This is a genomic window from Streptomyces rimosus, assembly GCF_008704655.1.
Classification (GTDB): Bacteria; Actinomycetota; Actinomycetes; order Streptomycetales; family Streptomycetaceae; genus Streptomyces; species Streptomyces rimosus.
The window spans coordinates 3,904,127-3,926,222 of record NZ_CP023688.1; the positions used below are offsets into that span (position 1 = coordinate 3,904,127).

General features: G+C 71.1%; 21 protein-coding genes. 5 read left to right on the forward strand and 16 right to left on the reverse strand.

The genetic code is table 11. From position 1 onward, the window contains the following. Positions 1–119 precede the first annotated feature (119 nt). The 6 genes from rlmB to CP984_RS16270 form a co-directional block, all read right to left on the reverse strand. Positions 120–1,073, reverse strand: coding sequence for a 23S rRNA (guanosine(2251)-2'-O)-methyltransferase RlmB (gene rlmB, locus CP984_RS16245; RefSeq protein WP_003981256.1), 954 nt, complete (start codon positions 1,071–1,073; stop codon positions 120–122). A gap of 230 nt (positions 1,074–1,303) precedes the next feature. Then, positions 1,304–2,698: a cysteine--tRNA ligase gene (gene cysS, locus CP984_RS16250; RefSeq protein ID WP_003981257.1), complete on the reverse strand. Its 1,395-nt coding sequence runs from the start codon at positions 2,696–2,698 to the stop codon at positions 1,304–1,306. A 105-nt stretch (positions 2,699–2,803) separates the two neighbouring features. After that, positions 2,804–3,208 (reverse strand): PPOX class F420-dependent oxidoreductase, encoded by a 405-nt coding sequence (locus tag CP984_RS16255; protein WP_003981258.1) that lies wholly within the window; start codon positions 3,206–3,208, stop codon positions 2,804–2,806. Between the two features lie 275 nt (positions 3,209–3,483). Beyond that, positions 3,484–3,984, reverse strand: coding sequence for a 2-C-methyl-D-erythritol 2,4-cyclodiphosphate synthase (ispF, locus tag CP984_RS16260; RefSeq protein ID WP_003981259.1), 501 nt, complete (start codon positions 3,982–3,984; stop codon positions 3,484–3,486). Further along, the gene (ispD, locus tag CP984_RS16265; protein WP_003981260.1) at positions 3,977–4,762 is read right to left on the reverse strand and encodes a 2-C-methyl-D-erythritol 4-phosphate cytidylyltransferase; all 786 of its coding nucleotides are present in this window, start codon (positions 4,760–4,762) and stop codon (positions 3,977–3,979) included. The genes ispF and ispD overlap by 8 nt, the downstream gene beginning before the upstream one ends. A 394-nt stretch (positions 4,763–5,156) precedes the next feature. After that, complete coding sequence (locus tag CP984_RS16270; protein WP_003953493.1) at positions 5,157–5,639, reverse strand: CarD family transcriptional regulator; 483 nt, start codon at positions 5,637–5,639, stop codon at positions 5,157–5,159. Between the two features lie 747 nt (positions 5,640–6,386). On the opposite strand from CP984_RS16270, the gene CP984_RS16280 reads away from it, so the two are divergent. Next, positions 6,387–7,046 carry a copper chaperone PCu(A)C gene (locus CP984_RS16280; RefSeq protein WP_003981261.1) on the forward strand — a complete coding sequence of 220 codons (660 nt, stop codon included), beginning with the start codon at positions 6,387–6,389 and terminating at the stop codon, positions 7,044–7,046. A 207-nt stretch (positions 7,047–7,253) separates the two neighbouring features. On the opposite strand, the gene CP984_RS16285 is transcribed toward CP984_RS16280, so the two are convergent. Together CP984_RS16285 and CP984_RS16290 are read right to left on the reverse strand one after the other, a co-directional pair. Continuing rightward, the gene (locus CP984_RS16285) at positions 7,254–7,934 is read right to left on the reverse strand and encodes a response regulator transcription factor (RefSeq protein WP_003981262.1); all 681 of its coding nucleotides are present in this window, start codon (positions 7,932–7,934) and stop codon (positions 7,254–7,256) included. Beyond that, complete coding sequence (locus CP984_RS16290; protein WP_003981263.1) at positions 7,931–9,205, reverse strand: sensor histidine kinase; 1,275 nt, start codon at positions 9,203–9,205, stop codon at positions 7,931–7,933. The genes CP984_RS16285 and CP984_RS16290 overlap by 4 nt, the downstream gene beginning before the upstream one ends. Positions 9,206–9,438: 233 nt before the next feature. Between CP984_RS16290 and phoU the strand changes: the two genes are divergently transcribed. Then, complete coding sequence (gene phoU / locus CP984_RS16295; protein ID WP_003981264.1) at positions 9,439–10,116, forward strand: phosphate signaling complex protein PhoU; 678 nt, start codon at positions 9,439–9,441, stop codon at positions 10,114–10,116. A 377-nt stretch (positions 10,117–10,493) separates the two neighbouring features. On the opposite strand, the gene CP984_RS16305 is transcribed toward phoU, so the two are convergent. The 3 genes from CP984_RS16305 to CP984_RS16320 all read right to left on the reverse strand — a co-directional run bounded on the left by CP984_RS16305 (position 10,494) and on the right by CP984_RS16320 (position 13,914). Further along, a complete protein-coding gene (locus CP984_RS16305) occupies positions 10,494–10,676 on the reverse strand; it encodes a hypothetical protein (protein WP_003981265.1) in 183 nt (60 codons plus the stop codon). Positions 10,677–11,070: 394 nt separating this feature from the next. After that, positions 11,071–12,918, reverse strand: coding sequence for an asparagine synthase (glutamine-hydrolyzing) (asnB, locus tag CP984_RS16315; protein ID WP_003981266.1), 1,848 nt, complete (start codon positions 12,916–12,918; stop codon positions 11,071–11,073). Positions 12,919–13,152: 234 nt separating this feature from the next. Then, positions 13,153–13,914: a phosphoglyceromutase gene (locus tag CP984_RS16320; protein ID WP_003981267.1), complete on the reverse strand. Its 762-nt coding sequence runs from the start codon at positions 13,912–13,914 to the stop codon at positions 13,153–13,155. A 488-nt stretch (positions 13,915–14,402) separates the two neighbouring features. Here CP984_RS16320 and CP984_RS42625 point away from each other — a divergent pair, with 488 nt between their 5' ends. Continuing rightward, the gene (locus CP984_RS42625; RefSeq protein WP_324604676.1) at positions 14,403–15,488 is read left to right on the forward strand and encodes an alpha/beta hydrolase family protein; all 1,086 of its coding nucleotides are present in this window, start codon (positions 14,403–14,405) and stop codon (positions 15,486–15,488) included. 33 nt (positions 15,489–15,521) lie between these two features. Here the strand turns inward: CP984_RS42625 and CP984_RS16330 are convergent, their stop codons facing one another. Both CP984_RS16330 and mshA read right to left on the reverse strand, forming a co-directional pair. Then, positions 15,522–16,016 (reverse strand): type III secretion system chaperone family protein, encoded by a 495-nt coding sequence (locus CP984_RS16330; protein WP_003981269.1) that lies wholly within the window; start codon positions 16,014–16,016, stop codon positions 15,522–15,524. After that, on the reverse strand, positions 16,009–17,403 hold the full coding sequence (gene mshA, locus CP984_RS16335) for a D-inositol-3-phosphate glycosyltransferase (RefSeq protein WP_003981270.1): 1,395 nt from the start codon (positions 17,401–17,403) through the stop codon (positions 16,009–16,011). Before mshA ends, CP984_RS16330 begins: the two co-directional genes overlap by 8 nt. Positions 17,404–17,605: 202 nt before the next feature. Between mshA and CP984_RS16340 the strand changes: the two genes are divergently transcribed. Beyond that, entirely contained in the window at positions 17,606–18,418 is an 813-nt protein-coding gene (locus CP984_RS16340; RefSeq protein ID WP_003981271.1) for a methyltransferase domain-containing protein, read from the forward strand. A gap of 21 nt (positions 18,419–18,439) precedes the next feature. On the opposite strand, the gene CP984_RS16345 is transcribed toward CP984_RS16340, so the two are convergent. Continuing rightward, positions 18,440–19,291 (reverse strand): helix-turn-helix transcriptional regulator, encoded by an 852-nt coding sequence (locus CP984_RS16345; protein ID WP_003981272.1) that lies wholly within the window; start codon positions 19,289–19,291, stop codon positions 18,440–18,442. A gap of 236 nt (positions 19,292–19,527) precedes the next feature. Here CP984_RS16345 and CP984_RS16350 point away from each other — a divergent pair, with 236 nt between their 5' ends. After that, on the forward strand, positions 19,528–20,535 hold the full coding sequence (locus tag CP984_RS16350) for an aldo/keto reductase (RefSeq protein WP_003981273.1): 1,008 nt from the start codon (positions 19,528–19,530) through the stop codon (positions 20,533–20,535). A 51-nt stretch (positions 20,536–20,586) separates the two neighbouring features. On the opposite strand, the gene CP984_RS16355 is transcribed toward CP984_RS16350, so the two are convergent. After that, positions 20,587–21,009 (reverse strand): Hsp20/alpha crystallin family protein, encoded by a 423-nt coding sequence (locus CP984_RS16355; RefSeq protein ID WP_003981274.1) that lies wholly within the window; start codon positions 21,007–21,009, stop codon positions 20,587–20,589. A gap of 654 nt (positions 21,010–21,663) precedes the next feature. Beyond that, positions 21,664–22,092 (reverse strand): NUDIX hydrolase, encoded by a 429-nt coding sequence (locus tag CP984_RS16360; RefSeq protein ID WP_003981275.1) that lies wholly within the window; start codon positions 22,090–22,092, stop codon positions 21,664–21,666. Positions 22,093–22,096: the final 4 nt, after the last annotated feature.

Here is a 22,096-nt window from a genome sequence, read left to right on the forward strand (position 1 = left end):
CGAACAGCCTTCCGGGTGACGATTCGGACGTACGTACGAGAGTGGACGGGGTGGTACGGGCGGAGGGACCGGCGGGCAGGGGCTCGGCCGTGAGCCACCCGCCCGCGCGCCTCACCACCTCACGCGCGCCGGCGCGCCGCCTCCCACAGGACCACGCCCGCCGCGACACCCGCGTTCAGCGACTCCGCGCCGCCCGGCATCGGGATGCGTACGCGGACGTCGCAGGTCTCGCCGACCAGCCGCGACAGGCCCTTGCCCTCGCTGCCGACGACGATGACGACGGGGCCGTCCAGCACCTCCAGGTCCTGGAGCTCCATCTCGCCGTCCGCCGCGAGGCCCACGACGGTCATGCCCGCCTTCTGGTAGCCCTCCAGGGTGCGCGTCAGGTTCGTGGCGCGCGCGACCGGCGTACGGGCCGCCGTGCCCGCCGAGGTCTTCCACGCGCCCGCCGTCATACCGGCGGCGCGCCGCTCCGGCACGACCACGCCGTGTCCGCCGAACGCGGCGACGGAGCGCACCACGGCGCCCAGGTTGCGCGGGTCGGTGACGCCGTCCAGCGCGACGATCAGCGGGTCCTCGCCGTCGTCGAAGGCGGCGGCCGCCAGGTCCTCGGGGTGCGCGTACTCGTAGGGCGGCACCTGGAGGACGAGGCCCTGGTGGTTGAGCCCGTTGGTCATCCGGTCGAGCTCGGGGCGCGGCGCCTCCATCAGGTTGATGCCGCGGTCGGCGGCGAGCTGCAGCGCCTCGCGCACCCGCTCGTCGTTCTCGATGAACTGCTGCACGTACAACGTCGTCGCGGGCACGCCGTCGCGCAGCGCCTCGAAGACCGGGTTACGGCCGACGACCAGCTCCGAGGTGCCCTTGGCGCCGCCGCGGCGCGGGGCCGGGCGCCGGTGGGCGGCCTGCTTGGCCTTGGCGTTGGCGATGCGGTTCTTCACATGTCCCTTGCGCGCGGACGCGGGCGGGGTCGGGCCCTTGCCTTCCAGGCCCCGGCGCCGCTGGCCGCCGCTGCCGACCTGCATGCCCTTCTTGTTGGACGTGCGGCGGTTCCTGCGCTGGCTGTTGCCGGCCATGGGTCACCTGTCTCTTCACTGCTCTCGACGTCTCGCGACGTGGAGTGGATACGTACGTACGGATGTGTGTCTGGTGCGCCGGGCGCAGGTGTGCTGTGCGCCCGGCGCGTGTCTGCAAGAAGTGTCGCCTGTAGACGGCCGGTACGGCCAACCGGCCGGTGCGGCGAGCCGCTGCCGACCGGTTGCCGTGGATGCCTGCCCCGAGCGACGCCTCAGGACGACGGTCAGCCTCAGGACAGCGACCAGCGGGGCCCCGAAGGGGTGTCCTCGATGGCCAGACCGGACTGCTGGAGCTGGTCGCGGATGGCGTCGGCGGTCGCGTAGTCCTTACGGGCGCGGGCCGCCTGGCGCTGCTCCAGGACCAGCCGGACGAGCGAGTCGACGACGCCGTGCAGGTCCTCGCCGCGGTCCGTGCCACCGCCCGACCAGTGCTCGTCCAGCGGGTCCAGGCCCAGCACGCCGAGCATGGCGCGGACCTCCGCCAGGCGCGCGACGGCCGATTCCTTGTCGTCGGCGGTCAGCGCGGAGTTTCCCTGCCGGACGGTGGTGTGCACGATGGCGAGCGCCTGCGGGACGCCGAGGTCGTCGTCCATCGCCTCGGCGAAGGCCGGCGGCACCTCGGCGGCGGGCTCGACCGGGCCGGCCTTCTCCACCACCCGCTGGACGAAGCCCTCGATCCGCGCGAACGCGGACTCGGCCTCGCGCAGCGCCTCCTCGCTGTACTCGATCATCGAGCGGTAGTGCGGGGTGCCCAGGTAGTAGCGCAGCACGATCGGGCGCCAGCGCTTGACCATCTCCGAGACCAGCACCGAGTTGCCCAGCGACTTGGACATCTTCTCGCCGCTCATGGTCACCCAGGCGTTGTGGCACCAGTAGCCGGCGAAGTCGTCGCCGTACGCCTTGGCCTGCGCGATCTCGTTCTCGTGGTGCGGGAAGACCAGGTCGACGCCGCCGCCGTGGATGTCGAAGGCGGCGCCCAGGTACTTGTGCGCCATGGCCGAGCACTCCAGGTGCCAGCCGGGCCGGCCGCGGCCCCAGGGGGTCTCCCAGCTCGGCTCGCCCGGCTTCGCCGCCTTCCACATGGCGAAATCGCGCGGGTCGCGCTTGCCGGTCTCGCCCTCGCCGGAGGGCTGGAGCAGGTTGTCCAGCTCCTGGTTGGACAGCTCCAGGTAGCCCGGGAAGGACCGTACGTCGAAGTAGACGTTGCCGTCCGCCGCGTAAGCGTGACCGCGGTCAATCAGGCCCCGCATCATTTCGATCATCTCGGGGATGTGACCGGTCGCGCGCGGCTCGTACGTGGGGCGCAGGCAGCCGAGCGTGTCGTAGGCCGTGTTGAAGGCGACCTCGTTCTCGTAGCCGATCGCCCACCACGGACGGCCCTGGTCGGCGGCCTTCGTGATGATCTTGTCGTCGATGTCCGTGACATTCCGGATGAACGTCACGTCGTAGCCGCGGTGGAGGAACCAGCGGCGCATGATGTCGAAATTCAGCCCCGACCGGATGTGCCCGATGTGCGGTGCGGCCTGCACGGTCGCGCCACACAGGTAGATCGAGACACAGCCCGGCGTGAGCGGGGTGAAATCACGAGTCTGCCGGGCGCTGGTGTCGTACAGGCGAATAGTCACGCGTCAAGGGTAGTCCGAACCGGACAGTGCCCCGCGACCCCCGGGGCACACGGTCACAGAAGCGTGATATTTCCCCTCGACGCGACGCATGTGGACACCGCGGCCTCAGATTCGGCCGATCACCTTGCGCGGGGTGATCCGGATGATGACGCGCGGGGAGTCGTCCGGCCTGCCGGGGTTGAACTCGTCGTACGGCTTGCCGGTGTACTTGTGCGACAGCTCGTCGACCAGCTGCCGCTCCTCGTCGACGGTCAGGGTGGCCGTGCCGCGGATCTCGGCGTATGTGTACGGCGAGTCGAACGGGAGCACCAGCACCGTCGCGCGCGGGTCGCGGCGCAGGTTCTGCTCCTTGCGGCGGCCGACGGTGGTGGAGATCAGCACGTCGTCGCCGTCCCGCTTGGCCCAGACCGGGGTCACCTGGGGGCTGCCGTCGGGCTGGATGGTCGCGAGGGTGACGAAGACCGGGCCGTCGAGGAGGGCCTTGAGGTCGTCGGACAGGGCGACTGCCATGGCGAATCCTTCCTGCGGGCTGTCGGGCGGGCGGCGACGGGCCGCGGGGGTACGGGACGCGGACCGCGGGGTACGGACGGATCCGCACTCCCGACTCTGCCCAACTCCCGTGCGCCGCGCGGGATTCCCACGCCGCCTGACCGATATTCACCCGTGGGCGGTCGGCCTGCGGCGGCCGGGGCGGTCGGCCTGCGGCGGCTGAATGCTCCGGTTTGTACGCCCGCGCCTGGCCGGTATGCGCTCCCCGCCCGTACGCCCGCGCCCGGCTCCGCCGTCTAGACCCCCGGCAGCACCAGGGCCGTGGCCACCGCCGCCAGTCCCTCCGCGCGGCCCGTCAGGCCCAGGCCGTCCGAGGTCGTGCCGGAGACCGAGACCGGCGCGCCGGCCGCTTCCGAGAGGACCTTCTGGGCCTCGGCGCGCCGCTTGCCGATCTTCGGGCGTACGCCGATGACCTGCACCGCGATGTTGCCGATCACAAAGCCCTCGGCCCGTACGATGCGGGCTGCCTCGGACAGCAGCGTCACGCCGGAGGCGCCGGCGTACTCCGGGCGGCTGGTGCCGAAGTGCGCGCCGAGGTCGCCGACTCCGACGGCCGAGAAGAGCGCGTCACAGGCCGCGTGCGCGACCACGTCGCCGTCGCTGTGCCCGGCCAGGCCGTAACCGTCGCTTGCCGCGTCGTCCCAGAGGAGCCCGGCGACCCACAGTTCGCGCCCCTTCTCGAAGGCGTGCACATCGGTGCCGATGCCCACCAGCGGCATGCGCTGCGGCTCATACATAACCATCGGTGGCCCTCCTGCGGGCGAGTACGGCTTCGGCGAGCACCAGGTCCAGCGGCCGGGTCACCTTGAACGCCTCTTCGTGGCCGGGCACCACCACGACGGGCGCGCCGAGCTGCTCGACCATCCCGGCGTCGTCGGTCGCGCCGTCACCCTGGAGGGCGACCGTCTCGTGGGCCTTGACCAGGGTCGCCCGGTCGAAGCCCTGCGGGGTCTGTACGGCGCGCAGCCGGGCCCGCTCCGGGGTGCCCACCACGGGCTCCGGCTCGCCGGCCCGCCCGCCGGTACGCGGCTCGACCTGCTTGACGGTGTCGGCCAGCGGCAGCGCCGGTACGACGGCCGGGGCGCCGTCCCGTACGGCGGCGATCACCGAGTCGACCGTGTCGGCGGGGACCAGCGGCCGGGCCGCGTCGTGCACCAGCACCACGTCGATGGTGTCGGGCAGCGCTTCCAGGCCGCGGCGCACGGACTCCTGACGGGTCTCGCCGCCGGGCACGACCTTCAGGTCGGTGCGTTCGGAGAGCGGGTACTGGTCCAGCAGGTTGCGGACCTCGGTGGCGCCGTCCGGCGGGGCGACGACCACGACGAGGGAGACGGCGCGGGAGGCGGCCATCGCGCGTACGGCGTGCACGAGCATGGGTGTGCCGCCCAGCGCCCGGAGCGCCTTGGGGGCGCCCGGGCCCAGCCGTACGCCGCGTCCGGCGGCGGGGATCACCGCGGCCGTACGGAGCCGGGGCGTGCCGGTGTGACCGGCGGAATCTGGGGATACGTCTGACATCGGTTGCTCCGAAGCCCGGGGAGACCCCGGAATTAGCGCAGACAGGTTTGTTTCCTGAGCCGACATGGGTATGGCCGCAGTGTGCCGGGCGCGACGCCCCGATCCGGACCCTTCCGTGACGACCGGTCGGGACAGCTGCCCGGGCCCGGCACGCCATAAGCCGGCGAGACGGCGGATCTTGGCGGGACGAACACGGGGGCGATCACCACGGGGAACGATCACAGAGTTCGGTAGTGGTGCACGGTTCCGCACGCTTTCCCGCAGCCTGCGCGACGCGCGCGTACGGTTCCTGTAGTGCGGACCGCAGCGCAGGCAGATATGCCGCAGCGCCCGGCAACTGACCGCTCCGAGCCGGAGTCGGCCGCCACTCGGGCACCGCGGCATTCTTACGTCGTCAGGACGCGAGGACCTCGTCGAGCAGGGCCTCGGCCTTGTCCTCGTTGGTGTTCTCCGCGAGGGCGAGTTCGCTCACCAGAATCTGGCGGGCCTTGGCGAGCATCCGCTTCTCACCGGCGGACAGTCCGCGCTCCCGCTCACGACGCCACAGGTCACGCACCACCTCGGCGACCTTGATCACGTCACCCGAAGCGAGCTTCTCCAGATTTGCCTTGTAACGACGGGACCAGTTCGTCGGCTCTTCGGCATACGGTGCGCGCAGCACCTCGAAGACCCGGTCCAGCCCGTCCTGGCCGACCACATCGCGTACGCCGACGAACTCCGCATTGTCCGCTGGTACACGAACAGTCAGATCACCCTGGGCGACCTTCAGCACCAAGTAGGTCTTGTCCACGCCTTTGATCTGGCGAGTTTCGATGGCCTCGATCAGCGCGGCCCCGTGATGGGGATAGACCACGGTGTCGCCAACCTTGAACGTCATGTGACAGGTACCCCTTCCGTGGCTATCCATGCTAACACGGGAACGGGCTGTTCTGAATGGCGTTTTCGCAGGTCAGGGCATATCTCGGGGCTTGACAACAACGGCCGGAACGTGCTTCGGCAACCCTCCGGGCGCAGGAATTCGCAGGTCGGAGGCGCTTCGCGCGCGGCCTGAAACACGTACGTCACACCCCGCAAGAGGCCCGGCACGACGCCCGTACGTCCCGTTTTGCCGGAATCCGGATGTCGCAGTTCCGCTACTCCGTTCGGTTCCGGGAGGCGGGTGTCCGCCGAATCATGAATTGATCATCACGTCCCGGACGCCGTACGTGATCAATTCCGGGAAGCCGTCGCATTCCCTGCGAATGCCGATTTACCTCCGGGGAAACCGCCGCGCTTCACCCGAACGGCCGCTTGCCTCATATTCGGGTTTCTTCTACGGACTCGCCGGGGCCTTACGCGGAGCGGCCCGGGAACTTCCCCGGTGACGGGCGGTCCGCGCCATTCGGACGTACGGCGGAGGGCGCCCGTGGCGTGCTGTGGAGGGATGTGACGAGGGTGTGATCGTCCTGGGGGCGGGTCGGGTGCGGCGGCCCGGGGGCGGCTCGGTAACCTAGCGGCGCTGACACACCCTTAGGGCGGCTTTACGCGGACGTCGACACGGCGCCCGCGCACGGGCCGCCCAGCCGCCCCCGCGACCGGGCTCGAAGTTCGGCCGCCGTAGTTCGTCCAAGGAGATGCCGCCGCCGTGAGCCGCAGCCTTCGACGCGGCGTCCTCGCCGCCACCGTCCTCACGCTCTCGATTGCCACGCTCTCCGCGTGCGGAGCCGGGAACGACGCCCAGACGCTCCAGGTCAAGCCGGACAACGCCGCGACCAGCGTCGGCGACATCAAGATCCAGAACGCCTCCGTCGTCACCCAGCCCGACCCGAACGCCCAGGGCCCGGCCGTGGTGACCGCGACCGTGTTCAACAACGGCAGCAAGGACCAGACGCTGGAGTCCATCAAGGTCAACGGTACGAACAAGGAAGCCAAGCTGGCGCCCGCCAAGGGCTCCGGGCCGATCGTGGTCCCGGCCGGCGGCTCGGTCGTCATCGGCGGCAAGGGCAACGCCTCCGCCGTACTGAACAGCGGCCGCGAGGCCGTGAAGAACGGCGACGCGCAGCCCGTGACCTTCGACTTCAGCGACGCCGGGAAGGTCTCCCTGCGGGCCTTCGTCGTCCCGGCCAAGAGCTACTTCAAGGACTTCGGCCCGAGCGAGATGCCGTCGCCGTCCGGCTCGGCCCGCCCGTCCGGCAGCGCCTCGCCGTCCGGCAGCCCCTCGGGCGCGGCCACGCCGAGCGGCTCGTCCAGCGGCAGCGCCACGCCGGGCGGCAACGGCACGCCGCAGTCGCCCGAGGGCCGCTGAGGCCGGAAGGCCGCTGACGCGCCGCCGACGGCGCGCAGCCGTCACGCACAGAACGACCGCGAGCGCCGTGTGGTCCCGGATGATCCGGGGCGCACGGCGCTCGCGTAGAACCCTTGGTACGGCCCGTGATCCGGCACGGGGAACCTCGGTGCCCTGAAGACGGCCGGGCTCGCTGCCCGGCCGTCGTCCTTTGCCTCTTGCCGCTTTTTACGGCTCGAACTTGTACCCCAGCCCGCGGACCGTGACCAGGTACCGCGGCGCGCCCGGGTCCGGTTCGATCTTGGCGCGCAGGCGCTTCACGTGGACGTCCAGCGTCTTGGTGTCCCCCACGTAGTCGGCGCCCCAGACGCGGTCGATCAGCTGCATACGGGTCAGCACCCGGCCCGCGTTGCGCAGCAGCATCTCCAGGAGGTCGAACTCCTTCAGGGGCAGGTCCACCTTCCCGCCGGAGACCGTGACGACGTGGCGGTCCACGTCCATCCGTACCGGCCCGGCCTCCAGGGCCTGCGGCGTGACCTCCTCCGGCTCACCGCGACGGCGCAGCACCGCGCGGATCCGGGCGACCAGTTCCCGGGTGGAGAAGGGCTTGGTGACGTAGTCGTCGGCTCCTATTTCCAGACCGACCACCTTGTCGATCTCGCTGTCCTTCGCGGTCACCATGATGACCGGGACGTTGGAGCGGCCGCGCAGCTGACGGCAGACCTCGGTGCCGGGCAGGCCCGGCAGCATCAGGTCCAGCAGGACCAGGTCGGCGCCGTTGCGCTCGAACTCGTCCAGGCCGTCGGGGCCGGTGGCCGCGACGGCGACCTCGAAGCCCTCCTTGCGGAGCATGTACGACAGGGCGTCACTGAACGATTCCTCGTCCTCGACGACGAGCACTCGGGTCACGGAAGGACCTCCGGGGCAGGGTGAGCAGGGAGCGGATCGTTGAAGGTCTCGTACGGGCGGTCCTCGTCGTCGAGGCCCTCCGCCGACGGGTCGGAGGCGGCGCGCGCACGGTCACGCACGGCGCCGGCCTCCGGGAGACGCAGGGTGAAGGTGGAGCCCTGTCCCTCAGCGCTCCATACGGTGACCTCCCCGCCGTGCGAGGCGGCCACGTGTTTGACGATGGCGAGGCCGAGGCCGGTCCCGCCGGTGGCGCGCGAGCGCGCCGGGTCCACGCGGTAGAACCGCTCGAAGATACGGTCCCGGTCCTTCTCCGATATCCCGATGCCCTGGTCGGTCACCGCGATCTCGATGAGGTCGCCCCCATGTGCCTGGACACGGCGGCCCGCGATACCGACCCGGGTACGGGCCGGTGAGTAGTTGACGGCGTTCTCGACGAGGTTGCCGAGAGCGGCGGCGAGCTGGCCGCGGTTGCCCCAGACGTGCAGGTCGGCGGTGCCGGCGGCGGCCATGGTGATCTGCTTGCTGCCGGCCTGCTGGCGGCAGCGGTCGATCGCCTCGGCGACCAGCTCGTCCACGCGCACCGGCTCGGCGTCCTCCAGGGGGTCGTCGTTCTGCACCCGGGAGAGGTCGATCAGTTCCTGGACGAGGTTGGTCAGGCGCGTGGCCTCGTTCTGCATCCGGCCCGCGAAGCGCTCGACGGCCTCCGGGTCGTCGCTCGCGTCCATGACCGCCTCGGACAGCAGCGACAGCGCGCCGACCGGGGTCTTGAGCTCATGGCTGACGTTGGCGACGAAGTCGCGGCGTACCGCTTCTATGCGCCGGGCCTCGGTCAGGTCCTCGACCAGGAGCAGCACCAGCCGCGAGCCGAGGGGCGCGACCCGCGCGGAGACCGCCAGGGCGTCGCCGCCCCGGCCCGTGCCCCGGCGCGGCAGGTCCAGCTCGATCTGGCGTATCTCGCCGTCGCGGCGGGTCTCGCGGGCCATCTGGAGCATCGGCTCGACGGCCAGCTTGCCGCCGCGTACGAGCCCGAGGGCGTACGCGGCGGAGCTGGCCTTGACGACGGCGTCGGCCTCGTCCAGGACGACGGCCGAGGAGCGCAGCACGGACAGGACCGTGTCGACACCGGGTGGCAGCACCGCGTCGGTGTGCAGGGAGGTACGGGTGGGCTTGGCCTGATCCCGCTCACTCCAGCGGAACGCCAGCATGGCGAAGACGCCGGTGCACAAACCGGCGATCGCTGCCACTGCGGCGACGGCCGCGTCCACGTTCATGACTCCAGGTTATGCGTCGGCTGTGACACTTCCCCAGCCGTTCGAGGGCCTGCTCGAACATACGTCGCCCAGAGTTCACCTTGGTGTCGGCGCCGGTTCACTCCGGGTGGCAGAACCGGTCGCGTTCGGCCCGGAACGTGGGAGCGTGGGGATTCCGGCCCCCACGACACCACCCCGGACACCGGATCATTCCCGGGCGACACGGCACCCCCCGAACCGAGAGAAGGTCACTGATGCGGGACGCGTACCACGAGGAGCTGGATTCGATCGGCGAGGGCCTCGTCGAGATGGCCAGGCTCGTCGGCTCCGCGATCGGGCGCGCCACCACGGCGATACTCGACGCGGACCTGAAGCTGGCCGAGGCCGTCATCGCCGCCGACGAGAAGGTGGACGATCTCCAGCGGGACCTGGAGGCCCGCGCGATAGCCCTGCTGGCGCGCCAGCAGCCGGTCGCCACCGACCTGCGGATAGTCGTCACCTCCCTGCGGATGAGCGCCGACCTGGAACGCTCCGGCGACCTGGCCCAGCACGTGGCCAAGCTCGCCCGGCTGCGGTTCCCCGAGCGCGCCGTACCGCGGGACCTGCACGCCACGATCCTGGAGATGGGCCAGCTCGCCCAGCGCCTGATGGCCAAGGCCGGCGAGGTCATCATCACCAAGGACGTCGACCTGGCGCTGCAGCTGGAACAGGACGACGACGCGATGGACCTCCTCCACCGCACCCTCTTCCAGCACCTGATGGACGACCGCTGGAAGCACGGCATCGAGACCGCCGTGGACGTGACGCTGCTCGGCCGCTACTACGAGCGGTTCGCCGACCACGCGGTGTCGGTCGCCAAGCGCGTCGTCTACCTGGTCACCGGCGAGCACGCGGACGAGATCGCCGCGCCGGCACCGGTGGAGGGCGCGTAGCGGCGCCCGGCTCCGTCCAGGACTCGTTCGACGGCGCGCCGTGCCACCGCGCGCCGTTGATGCGCCTCATCGAGCGGGCCTCCAATGGAAGAGGACGACAACCGATGCCCCTCTTCCCAAGGAGGCAACCCATGCCGCGCACCTCCACCCCCGAGCCCCACCTCTCCAACTGCGGCTGCGGCCCCGGCTGCTCCTGCGGCTGCCAGTCCGGCGGCCCGTGCCAGTGCGGCGGCAGCTGCGGCTGATTCAGGGCCGTCGCCGCGGCCGGCTCCCGCCCGCAGTCCCGCCCAAACGTTCCGGCGGGTGTTTGGGGGACGACTGCGGCGGGAGGGACGGGCCCCGCTCGGCACACCGCCGACCGGGGCCCTTGCCCGCGGTCACCCGACGGGCGGACCGGTGACAGGAAGCTCTTCGCTGTGCAGCCAGGTGAAGGTGCGGTCGAGTTCGAGGTGGGCTTCCCCCCAGTGGATGACGTGGATGCCGCTCTCCACATCGGCTGTGAAGAAGACGCAGACGAGCTTCGTGTGCGCCCCCAGTTCCCTTGTAGGCGCTTGGCGCACCTGTCACACGTGACAACACCCACCTCGCGGCGCGGCTGAAGAAGCGGAGCTCATACGGCTCCACGCTCGCGGAAGCGGCACGCGCGAACCTGGCGGACCCTGCACGGGAGCTGGGCGGGGCCATGCGGGACGTGCGAGGGACGAGTACGCGGTGATCAATGATCACGTCCTCTTCCGGTATCGGTACACGGACCGGCCGAACCCCCTGGACCGGGCTCGGCTGCCGCCGGACGCTCCTCCGACGGGGGAGGTCCGGCCGAGGAGGAGCACGAGACGCGCAGCGCCGGACGCCCGGGCGGCCCCGTAAACGGCAAAGCCCCCTGCCGGCGGAGAAGCCGCAGGCAGGAGGCTCAGGCCCGGTTCAGGGCCCGCCATCGACCCTGACACCAATCGGTCAGGACATCCGGATCTCCGGTTGATACATCTCCAGCCAGGTCGCGATGTCCATCATCCGGTCGAGCTGCTCGCGGATGGCGTCCGGCATCTTCGCCGGGTCCAGTTTCACCATCTTGTCGAGCGATGCGCGGGTCACCAGCTGGAAGATCGGATGGTCCGGCTCGGAGAGCAGTTGCTTGCCCATCTGCTGGAGTCCGCCCGCGTAGCCCGGGTCCTGGGTGGACGGGTAGGGGCTCTTCAGGCGTTCCACCACCGATCGCGGGAGCAGATCGCCGGCGGCCGCGCGGAGCAGGCTCTTCTCCCGGCCGTCGAAGCTCTTCATCGCCCACGGGGTGTTGTAGACGTACTCCACCAGCCGGTGGTCGCAGTACGGCACCCGGACCTCCAGGCCGACCGCCATGCTGATCCGGTCCTTGCGGTCGAGCAGCACCTGGAGGAACCGGGTGAGGTGCAGATGGGACATGACGCGCATGCGCCGTTCCTGTACGTCCTCCCCGGGCAACGGCTCGACGCCGGCGACCGCCTCGCTGTACCGGTCCTTGACGTACGTCCCCAGGTCACTCATGGCGATCAGGTCCGGGTTGAGCAGCCCCAGCGCGTTCGCCTTGGACCACTCGGACAGCACGGGGACCATCCACGGGAAGATGCCGGCGCGCTGCGCCACCGGGTCCTGGAACCACGGGTAGCCGCCGAAGAGCTCGTCCGCCGTCTCACCGGAGAGCGCGACCGTGGAGTGCTCGCGGATCGCCTTGAACAGCATGTACAGCGATACGTCCACGTCGGCGAGGCCGCTGGGGAAGTCCTTGGCCGCCAGGACCGCCCTGCGCGCGTCGGGGTCGGTGAGCGCGGTGTGGGGCAGCACGATGTCCTCGTGCAGGGAGCCGACGTGATCGGCCACGTCGTGCACGAACGGCGAGTCCGGGGTGGCCCGCATGTTGTCGGGCCGGAAGTTGTCGGCCAGCCCGACGAAGTCGACGGAGAAGCTGCGCACCTTCTCGCCGTGCGCGGCCAGCTCCCGCGCGGACAGCGCCGTGATCGAGCTGGAGTCCAGTCCGCCCGAGAGCAGCACGCATTGCGGCACGTCCGCGACGAGCTGGCGCCGCACGATGTCTTCGAGCAGCTCACGGATCTTGGTGACCGTGGTGTCCCGGTCGTCGGTGTGCTCCTGGGTCGTCAGCTTCCAGTACGTCCGCTCGCGTAGACCGGCGCGGTCGACCACCACGAGGCTGCCCGGCCGGACCTCGCGCATGTCGGACCAGATCGCATGTCCCGGCGTCTTGCACACGCTCAGCAGCTCGAACAGGCCGTCGGCTTCGATCACCCGCTTGAACATCGGGTGGGCCAGGATGGCCTTGGGCTCCGAGCCGAACAGCACGCCGTCGGCGGTGGGGTGGAAGTAGAAGGGCTTGATGCCCATCCGGTCGCGGATCATGACGAGCTTCTCGTTCCGGGAGTCCCAGATCGCGAAGGCGTACATGCCGTTGAGCCGGTCGGCCAGTGCCTCGCCCCACTGCAGGTATCCGCGCAGCACGACCTCGGTGTCGCTCGCCGTCCGGAAGCGGTGGCCGTGACGACGCAGTTCCTCGCGCAGCTCGGTGAAGTTGTACACCTCGCCGCTGTAGGTGATGGCCACCGGGCCGTTGGGGGTGTCGACACGCATCGGCTGCGTGCCGCCCTCGATGTCGATCACCGCCAGGCGGCGGTGGCCGAGTGCCACGTGCCGGTCCACCCAGGTGCCCCCGGCGTCGGGGCCCCGGTAGGCCATGGTCCCGGTCATCGCGTCCACCGTCGCCTGCTCTTTGGTCAGGTCGCGGTCGAACGCGAGCCAGCCGGAGATTCCGCACATCTCGGCACTCCCGTCGTCGTCATCGGTTGAATTGCCAACGACGTGGATCGTCCCGTGGATTTTTTAGTGTTTTCTTTACAATGGCTGGTTAGCTCCGTCAGGTGGTCCCGATCGGACCAGGCCGAGCTGTCAAGAGGAGGGCGCACGGCAGGTTGCGGCCCGCGGGCGCCCCGGAAAAGACCAAGGCCCCTCACCCGCACCGAACGTGCGGGTGAGAGGCCGTGATCGCGATGCTTACTTCTTCTTGCCCTGGTTCTTGACCGCCTCGATGGCGGCCTTGGCGGCCTCCGGGTCGAGGTAGGTGCCGCCCGGGGTGACCGGGTGGAAGTCGGCGTCGAGCTCGTAGGAGAGCGGGATGCCGGTGGGGATGTTCAGGGCGGCGATGTCCGCGTCGGAGATGCCGTCCAGGTGCTTGACCAGGGCGCGGAGCGAGTTGCCGTGGGCGGCGACCAGGACGGTGCGGCCGGCGGACAGGTCGGGGACGATGCTGTCGTACCAGTACGGCAGCATGCGCCCGACGACGTCCTTGAGGCACTCGGTGCGCGGGCGCAGCTCGCTGGGGATGATCGCGTAGCGCGGGTCGTCGATCTGGGAGAACTCGGCGTCGTCGGCCAGCGGGGGCGGCGGCGTGTCGTACGAGCGGCGCCAGAGCATGAACTGCTCCTCGCCGAACTCGGCCAGGGTCTGCGCCTTGTCCTTGCCCTGGAGCGCACCGTAGTGGCGCTCGTTCAGGCGCCAGCTGCGGTGGACCGGGATCCAGTGGCGGTCGGCGGCCTCCAGGGCCAGCTGCGCGGTGCGGATGGCGCGCTTCTGGACGGAGGTGTGCACGACGTCGGGGAGCAGGCCGGCGTCCTTGAGCAGCTCACCGCCGCGGACCGCCTCCTTCTCGCCCTTCTCGTTCAGGTTGACGTCCACCCAGCCGGTGAACAGGTTCTTCGCGTTCCACTCGCTCTCGCCGTGGCGAAGGAGGATCAGCTTGTACGGTGCGTCGGCCATGCCTTCGAGCGTAATCCACTTTCGGCCAGGGGATCGCCGCGGCCCACGGTCGGCGGAGGTGACCGCGCCCGGGGCGCGAGGTTGATCTTCGGGTGGGGCCGGGCACCGGGTCGTGGGGGTACGGGCGCCGATACGGGTGCTGGCACGATCGCGCCGCGCGTACGGGTTCGGAAGGCTGGACGCGGGGCGGCGGACGCCCCGGACGCACCACCGGAACGGCAGACCACCGGAACGGCAGACCACCGGAACGACAGACCACCGGAACGGGGAGAACCTGAATGACGACCTTTACGCGGCGTGGCTGTGTGATGACAGGGCTGGCCGCCGTGGCGGCCCTCACCCTCGCCTCTCCGGCGCCCGGGAGCACGACGGACACGGCAAATACGGCGAATACGGCGAAGGCCGCCCCGCGGCGCGCGACACCGGTCCGGATGACGCTCCCCGCTCCGACCGGCCCGTATCAAGTGGGCGTGACCTCACTCCACTTGGTGGACAGAGCCCGTCGCGACCCCTGGGTGGCGGCGCGCCCGTACCGGGAATTGATGGTGAGCGTCCGCTACCCGGCCCGTGCGGCCGGCGGGCATCCGCGCGCGCCTCAGATGCTGCCGGGCGAGGCCGCCGCGTTCGAGGACTGGAGCAACTTCTCGGCGGACATCCCGAAGGGCCTGGCCGACTGGGGCGCCACCCTTGCGCACGCGCACCTTGACGCGCCGGTCGCGCGCCACTCCGGGCGGGGATTCCCGGTGCTGATCTACTCGCCCGGGGCGGCGGATCCGCGCTCGCTGGGCAGCACGCTCGCCGACGAGCTGGCCTCCCGCGGGTACGCCGTCGTCAGCGTTGATCACACGTACGAAGCGCCCGGGGTGCAGTTTCCGGACGGGCGGGTGGCGCGTACCCGTATGCCGGAGGAGGCCGGGAAGGCGAAGACGCCCGCGCAGGTCACCGAGTTGCTGAAGAAGCTGACGGCCGTACGGGTGGCCGACACGCGGTTCGTCCTGGACGAGCTGGGCCGGTCGGCGCTGCCGCGCCCCCTGCGCGGCGCGCTGGATCTGCGGGCGGTGGGGATGTTCGGACAGTCCGGTGGTGGGTTCACCGCGGCGCAGGCCATGCACGACGACCGCCGGATCAAGGCGGCGGTGAACATGGACGGGGTGATGGGTTATACGCAGCGCGATGACGATCCCGCCCATCCGTCCACGGTCGGCACGGACGGGCTGGACCGTCCGCTGCTCCTGATGGGCAAGGAGGGCGACGACCACCACACGGTCGCGTCCTGGAAAGCGGTGTGGGAGCACAGTTCGGGGTGGCACCGGGACCTCACCCTGACCGGCGCCGCGCACGCGAGCTTCACGGACGCGCAGTCGCTGGTGCCGCAGCTGGCCGGGCAAGACGGGGAGGGCGGGCTGTCGCGGAAGACCGTCGAGAAGCTGGTGGGTACGGTCGCGCCGGACCGCTCGGTGGCCGTGCAGCGGGCCTGTGTGACGGCGTTCTTCGACCGGTGGCTGCGGGGGCGGGGCGGGAAGTTGCTGGACGGACCGTCGGCCCGGTTCCCGGAGATCCGGTTCGTACGGTGAGGTACGTACGGGAGCGGGGGGACGCAGCCGCCCTCAGTCCGACGGCCGCGTCAGATGGCTGAACGCCTCCAGATTCCGCGTCGACTCCCCGCGCGCCACCCGCCATTCGTACTCCTTGCGGATGGCGGACGCGAAGCCCATCTCCAGGAGGGTGTTGAAGCTGCCGTCGGCGTTCTCCAGGACCGTGCCGAGGATGCGGTCGAGTTCGTCCGGGGTGACGGCCGTGAGGGGGAGCTTGCCGACGAGGTAGATGTCGCCGAGCTTGTCGATCGCGTAACTCACGCCGTACAGGCGGGTGTTGCGCTCCAGGAGCCAGCGGTGCACGGCCTCGTGGTTCTCGTCCGGGCGGCGGACGACGAAGGCGTTGACCGACAGGGAGTGCTTGCCGACGATCAGGGAGCAGGTCGTGGAGAGTTTGCGGGTGCCGGGCAGGGTCACCACGTACGTGCCGTCGGTGGGCGATTCCCACGTCAGGCCGGCGTCGTCGAGAGCCGTCTCGATCACCTGTCGTGCCGTGTCGTCAGCCATGGGGTGATCGTAGGTGACGGCGCCGCTCCTGCATCGCGGCGGTGTACACCTCGGCGGTCGCGGCGGCGGCGGTGTCCCAGCCGAAGGACCGGGCGTGCCGGGCGGCGGCCCCGCCCATCCGGCCGGCCAGGGAGGTGTCGCGGGCGAAGCGGCCGAGGGCGCGGGCGTAGTCGGCCGGGTCGTGGCCGGCTATCAGGAAGCCGCTGACGCCGTCGCGTACGGCCACCGGGAGGCCGCCGACGGCGGCGGCGATCACGGGGGTGCCGCACGCCTGGGCCTCGATGGCGACCAGGCCGAACGATTCGCTGTAGGACGGCATGACCAGCACGGACGCGGCGCGGTACCAGTCGGCGAGCTGTTCCTGTCCGACCGGTGGACGGAAGCGTACGACGTCGGCGATGCCGAGGCGTGCGGCCAGCTTCTGCAGGCCCTCGGGCTTGGCCAGGCCGCTGCCGCTGGGGCCGCCGACCACGGGGACGACCAGGCGCGACCGCAGGGACGGTTCCTCGTCGAGCAGGACGGCGACGGCGCGCAGCAGGATGTCGGGGGCCTTCAGCGGCTGGATGCGGCCGGCGAAGAGCGGGATCAGGGCGTCCTGGGGCAGGCCGAGGCGGGCACGGGCGGCGGCGCGGGAGCCGGAGGTGTCGGAAGCGGCTTCGCCGGGCGTGCTTTCGTCCGCGGGCCGAAACCGGTCCAGGTTCACCCCCGGATGCACCACGGCGACCTTGCCCCGCTCGGCCTCGTAGTGGCGGATCAGCTCGCCGGCTTCCTCGTCCGTGTTGGCGATCAGCCGGTCGGCGGCGCGCACGATCTGGGTCTCGCCGATGACGCGCGCGGCGGGTTCGGGGGTGTCGCCCGCGGCCAGCGCGGCGTTCTTGACCTTGGCCATGGTGTGCATGGCGTGGACGAGCGGGACGCCCCAGCGCTCGGCGGCGAGCCAGCCGACGTGGCCGGAGAGCCAGTAGTGGGAGTGCACCAGGTCGTAGTAGCCGGGGCGGTGGCCCGCCCATGCCTGCATCACGCCGTGCGTGAAGGCGCAGAGCTGGGCCGGCAGCTCTTCCTTGGCCAGGCCCTCGTAGGGGCCGGCGTCCACGTGCCGTACGAGGACGCCGGGGGCCAGCTCGACGGCGGGCGGGAGCGTGCCGGTCGTGGCGCGGGTGAAGATCTCGACCTCGATGTTGAGGGCGGCGAGTTTCCTGGCCAGCTCGACGATGTAGACGTTCATGCCGCCGGCGTCGCCGGTGCCCGGCTGGTGCAGCGGGGAGGTGTGCACGCTCAGCATGGCGACCCGGCGCGGGCGGCGGGCCGCGCCCGGCAGGCGCAGCCCGGTGCGGCCCGGGAACGGACCGTGGGAACGGCTGCGGAGCCTGGACACGTATTGGCTCACTGCGGGCTAACCTCCTAGCCGGTACGGCCTTGGCCGGGGCGTACGGCGCCTCCGAAGCCCGTAACAACGGAACCGGTGCATCCATTTCCCTGTGAGCCCGCTCTCCCGCCACTTTGCCAAAGTGTGACCTTGTACGGCGGGGCCGGGCGCCCGGCAGCGGCTTCCGGGACGGGCGGGCCCCTCGTGCGCATAAGGTCGGGACATGGTCCGCAGCACGTCCGCCTCTCCCCCGCCCTCCCGCCCCCTCGGGAACGCGACGCGCGGAACCACCAATCCGAACCGGCTGCGCCGCATGGACCGCTGGATCGCCGCCACGCACGCCGCCGCGCTGCGCCGCGGCCCCGCCCCCGTCGCCGTGGACCTGGGCTACGGCGCAGCGCCCTGGACCGCCGTGGAGCTGCTGGTCCGGCTGCGTACCGTACGGGCGGACGTGCAGGTGGTCGGCATCGAGATCGACCCGGAGCGGGTCGCCGCCGCGGCGCCGTACGCGTGCCCTGGGCTGGTCTTCGCGCACGGCGGCTTCGAGGTGCCGCTGCCGGGCGGGCGCCCGCCGGTGCTGATCCGGGCGGCGAACGTGCTGCGCCAGTACGCCGAGGACGAGGTCGCCGCCGTCTGGGAGCGGCTGTGCGCGCGGCTGGCCCCTGACGGGCTCCTGGTGGAGGGCACCTGCGACGAGATCGGGCGGCGGCACGTATGGGTGGCGCTGGGTCCCGAAGGGCCGCGCACGGTCACCTTCGCGGCCCGGCTCAGCGCCCTGGAAACCCCGTCCGACCTGGCAGAACGCCTGCCGAAGGCACTGATCCACCGCAATGTGCCGGGCCAGCCCGTGCACGCGTTCCTGCGCGACTTCGACCGGGCGTGGGCGGCGGCCGCCCCGTACGCGTCGCTGGGCGCGCGGCAGCGGTGGATGCGCAGCGTGCTCGCCCTCAGTACGGCATGGCCGCTGGCCGACGGGCCACGGCGGTGGCGGCAGGGGGAGGTCACGGTGCGGTGGGAGGCGCTGGCGCCGGTGTGACCGCGGGGCCGCGGGGCGGCGCTACGGCGCCCCCACCGCCACTCCCCGGGCCAGCTCCCGCAGCTTCCGTTCCGTCGGTGAGTCGCGCGGCGCCGTATACGTACACAGCGACTGCTCGGAATCCTGGGGCAGCCGGAAGCTCTCGTAGCACAGGACGAGTTCGCCGGCTTCGGGGTGCCGCACGCGTTTGGTGCCGCTGCACCGCTCCTGTACGGACTGGGCCTCCCACAGGCGCCGGAAGTCCGCGCTGTGGTCGAGGAGTTCGCAGATGACGGCGCACAGCCGGGGGCTTTCCGGGCTGCGGCCGGCCTCGGCGCGCAGATTGCCGACGACGCTCTCCGCGATCTCTTCCCAGTCCAGGTGGAGGGTGCGGGCCGACGGGTCCAGGAAGATCAGGAGGGCGTTGTTGCGCCGCGCGGGCTCGATCGTGTCGTAGTCGAAGGCGAGGCGGGCGGCGAGGCGGTTCCAGGCGAGGACGTCCATGCCGGGGCCCTGGATGTACGCGGGGACGGTCTCGTCCAGGGCGTCCAGCAGGTGCCGGATCTCGGGCCGTACGCGCCGTTCCGGCTCCGGGGCCGGGGCGGGGCGCCGGGGCCCCGCGATGTTGCGCAGGTAGCGGGCCTCGGCCGCGGTCAGCCGCAGGGCGCGTTCGATGGCGTCCAGCACCGGTTCCGAGATGGCGTTGGCGCGGCCCTGTTCGATGCGCGTGTAGTAGTCGACGCTGATGCCGGCCAGTTGCGCGACCTCCTCGCGCCGCAGACCGCGCACGCGGCGCCGGGTGATGCCGTCCGGCAGGCCGAGTTCGGCAGGGTCCAGCGCCGCGCGGCGCGCCTTGAGAAACGCTCTGATCTCGGGTTCCGTGTGCACACCCATCGCTCCAGTATGCGGCGCGGGCGCGCGCGGGAGGCCCGGTTCAAGACGTCGGCCGTCAGGGTGGTTCCGCCGGACCCAGGCTGCGGCGGGCCTGGTTCGGGGCGGAGGCGGCGCGCAGGGTGGTGTGCACGACGTCGCACGGGTACGTACGGCAGGCCGTACACGAGCCGTATCAAGGCCGTACGCAAGCCCCGCGCACGCGACCCGGCAGCGGCACCCGCAGGAGAAGAGGACTCATGCAGCGCAGGATTCTTGGCGGCACCGGCATCTCGGTCAGCGAGTACGCGCTCGGCGCGATGATGTTCGGAGCCTGGGGAAACAAGGACCACGACGACAGCGTGCGGATCGTGCACCGCGCGCTGGACGCGGGGATCAACTTCATCGACACGGCGGACGTGTACGCGGCGGGCGAGTCCGAGGAGATCGTCGGCAAGGCGCTCAAGGGGCGGCGCGAGGACGTGGTCCTGGCCACCAAGTTCTTCAATCCGATGGGGCCGGACGCCAACCACGGCGGCAGTTCGCGGCGCTGGATCGTACGGGCGGTGGAGGACAGCCTGCGGCGGCTGGGCACCGATTACATCGACCTCTACCAGGCGCACCGTCCCGACCCGGCGACCGACATCGACGAGACGCTGGGCACGCTCTCGGATCTCGTACGGTCCGGCAAGGTGCGGGCGGTGGGCAGTTCCACCTTCCCCGCCGAGGCGATCGTCGAGGCGCAGTGGACGGCCGAGCGCCGCGGCCATGTGCGTTTCCGCAGCGAGCAGCCGCCGTACTCGATGCTGGCGCGCGGCGTCGAGGCGGCGGTGCTGCCGACCGCGCAGCGGTACGGAATGGGCGTGCTGACCTGGGGGCCGCTCAGCGCGGGCTGGCTGTCGGGGCGGGACCTTTCGGCGAGCGGGCGGGCCGCCCTGGAGAACGCCAAGTTCGATCTGTCCGTCCCCGAGAACGCGCGCAAGGCGGAGGCGGTCGCCGAGCTGGCGAAGGTGGCGTCCGAGGCGGGGCTGACGCTGCCGCACCTGGCGACGGCGTTCGTACGGTCGCACCCCGCGGTCACGTCCGTGATCATCGGGCCGCGCACGTACGACCAGCTCGAAAGCCTGCTGGACGGTGCGGAGGTGACGCTGGACGCCGAGGTGCTGGACCGTATCGACGCGATCGTGCCGCCGGGCACGGACCTGAACAAGGCCGACCTCTACTACACGCCGCCGGCCGTCGCGGACGCGTCGCTGCGGCGGCGGTAGGCGGGCCGGTGTGCCGGCCGCGCGGCCGTGGTGCCGCGCGGCCGGCCCGTGTCACTGGGAGATCTGCTTGCGCGAGCTTTCGCCCGTGATCTGGATCTTGCGCGGCTTGGCCTGCTCCGCGACGGGGATGCGCAGCGTCAGTACGCCGCTCTCGTACGACGCGTCCACCCGCTCGCTGTCGAGGGTCTCGCCGAGGAACAGCTGCCGGCTGAACTTGCCGGTCGTCCGCTCGCTCGCGATCATCTCGGCGCCCTCCGGGGCGGCGGAGGCGCGCTCGGCGCGGACGGTGAGCACATTGCGCTCGATGTCGAGATCGATGGACTCCGGGTCGACCCCCGGCAGGTCGAAGTGGATCACGAACTCGTCGCCGGAGCGGTAGGCGTCCATCGGCAGCGCCGCGGGACGCGCCGTCGTTCCGAACACCTGCTGGGTGAGGCGGTCGAACTCGCGGAACGGATCGGTGCGCATGAGCATCACGGGTCATCTCCTTCCGAAGGCACTGGGTGCGATGCCCTTCGCCTTCTGGTATAGCCCCACGAAGGAAAATTGACAAGCCCGGACTCAGGTTAGTTGAAGCGTCTGCCAGTGGAGATCAGGACGGACGGCGGAGACCGGGCACGCGGCCGGGAGGCGGGGCGGGCGCCACCGCCCCCGTACGCCCGTCCCCCATGCAGGTGACACCCCACGCATTCACCCCAAATCGGCACCCCGACCCGGAATACTCCGTCCCCACCGGCCGAAGGACCCCACCCGAAGGACACACTCATGGCCTGGATCTGCCCGCGCTGTGACCGCGCCGAGGGGGTCGCCTATGTGGCCAACGGGGGCGGGCTGACGCCCTTCCCCTGCCTGCACTGCGACCGGAACGCCGTATATCCGGCTCCGCCGGAAGGGCGGGCGATCGGAAGTGCGCCGTGCCGGACCGACCGGTGCGCGGGAATGGTGTGCGACGTTTTCGAGTACGACGTGAAAGGGCGGCTTTACCGCGTCGTACGGGCTCCGTGCCGGCAATGCGGGCAGTCGTCGGCGAGAGCGATCCAGCACGGCCGGCGGGGACCGAAGGAACACCTCGCGCCCCGGCCCGTGAGATGACGCCCGGCCGCCCCGGGGCCCTGCCGGATTCCCGCTTCAGCCCCTGCCGACCTCGTGCAACGCTTCCAGCAGCGCATCGACCAATTCCTGGTCCCGCCCCTGCGTGAGGATGCGCCGGGCCTGGTCAGGGGGCAGCCACAGCAGCCGGTCGACCTCGTCGTTCGGGTCGAATTCGCCCGCGACCGCCTCCGCCGCCCAGTAACGGACTTCTTTGGGGCGGCCGTTGGCCGGATAATGCACGGTGGGGAGTTCGGCGCCCGGGTGGCACCGCATCCCGGTTTCTTCGGATACCTCGCGCAGGGCGCCCGCGAGCCAGTCCTCGTCGCGCTTCAGTTTCCCTTTCGGGTGGGACCAGTCATCGTATTTAGGCCGGTGGACGATGGCGATTTCGAGTCCGCCGTCGGCGGGAGAACGGCGCCACAATACGCAGCCTGCCGCCTTGATGGGTTTCCCGGGCACCAACATCTTT

Excerpts from the sequence above, each read along its gene's own strand:
- CP984_RS16330 (WP_003981269.1), bottom strand. The coding sequence starts at position 16,016 with ATGGCTGACGACACGGCACGACAGGTGATCGAGACGGCTCTCGACGAC.
- rlmB (WP_003981256.1), bottom strand. The coding sequence starts at position 1,073 with ATGGCCGGCAACAGCCAGCGCAGGAACCGCCGCACGTCCAACAAGAAG.
- ispF (WP_003981259.1), bottom strand. The coding sequence starts at position 3,984 with ATGTATGAGCCGCAGCGCATGCCGCTGGTGGGCATCGGCACCGATGTG.
- CP984_RS16355 (WP_003981274.1), bottom strand. The coding sequence starts at position 21,009 with ATGCTCATGCGCACCGATCCGTTCCGCGAGTTCGACCGCCTCACCCAG.
- CP984_RS16350 (WP_003981273.1), top strand. The coding sequence starts at position 19,528 with ATGCAGCGCAGGATTCTTGGCGGCACCGGCATCTCGGTCAGCGAGTAC.
- CP984_RS16345 (WP_003981272.1), bottom strand. The coding sequence starts at position 19,291 with ATGGGTGTGCACACGGAACCCGAGATCAGAGCGTTTCTCAAGGCGCGC.
- asnB (WP_003981266.1), bottom strand. The coding sequence starts at position 12,918 with ATGTGCGGAATCTCCGGCTGGCTCGCGTTCGACCGCGACCTGACCAAA.
- CP984_RS16270 (WP_003953493.1), bottom strand. The coding sequence starts at position 5,639 with ATGACGTTCAAGGTTGGCGACACCGTGGTCTATCCCCATCACGGGGCC.
- phoU (WP_003981264.1), top strand. The coding sequence starts at position 9,439 with ATGCGGGACGCGTACCACGAGGAGCTGGATTCGATCGGCGAGGGCCTC.
- CP984_RS16360 (WP_003981275.1), bottom strand. The coding sequence starts at position 22,092 with ATGTTGGTGCCCGGGAAACCCATCAAGGCGGCAGGCTGCGTATTGTGG.
- CP984_RS16340 (WP_003981271.1), top strand. The coding sequence starts at position 17,606 with ATGGTCCGCAGCACGTCCGCCTCTCCCCCGCCCTCCCGCCCCCTCGGG.
- CP984_RS16290 (WP_003981263.1), bottom strand. The coding sequence starts at position 9,205 with ATGAACGTGGACGCGGCCGTCGCCGCAGTGGCAGCGATCGCCGGTTTG.
- ispD (WP_003981260.1), bottom strand. The coding sequence starts at position 4,762 with ATGTCAGACGTATCCCCAGATTCCGCCGGTCACACCGGCACGCCCCGG.
- CP984_RS16320 (WP_003981267.1), bottom strand. The coding sequence starts at position 13,914 with ATGGCCGACGCACCGTACAAGCTGATCCTCCTTCGCCACGGCGAGAGC.
- CP984_RS16255 (WP_003981258.1), bottom strand. The coding sequence starts at position 3,208 with ATGGCAGTCGCCCTGTCCGACGACCTCAAGGCCCTCCTCGACGGCCCG.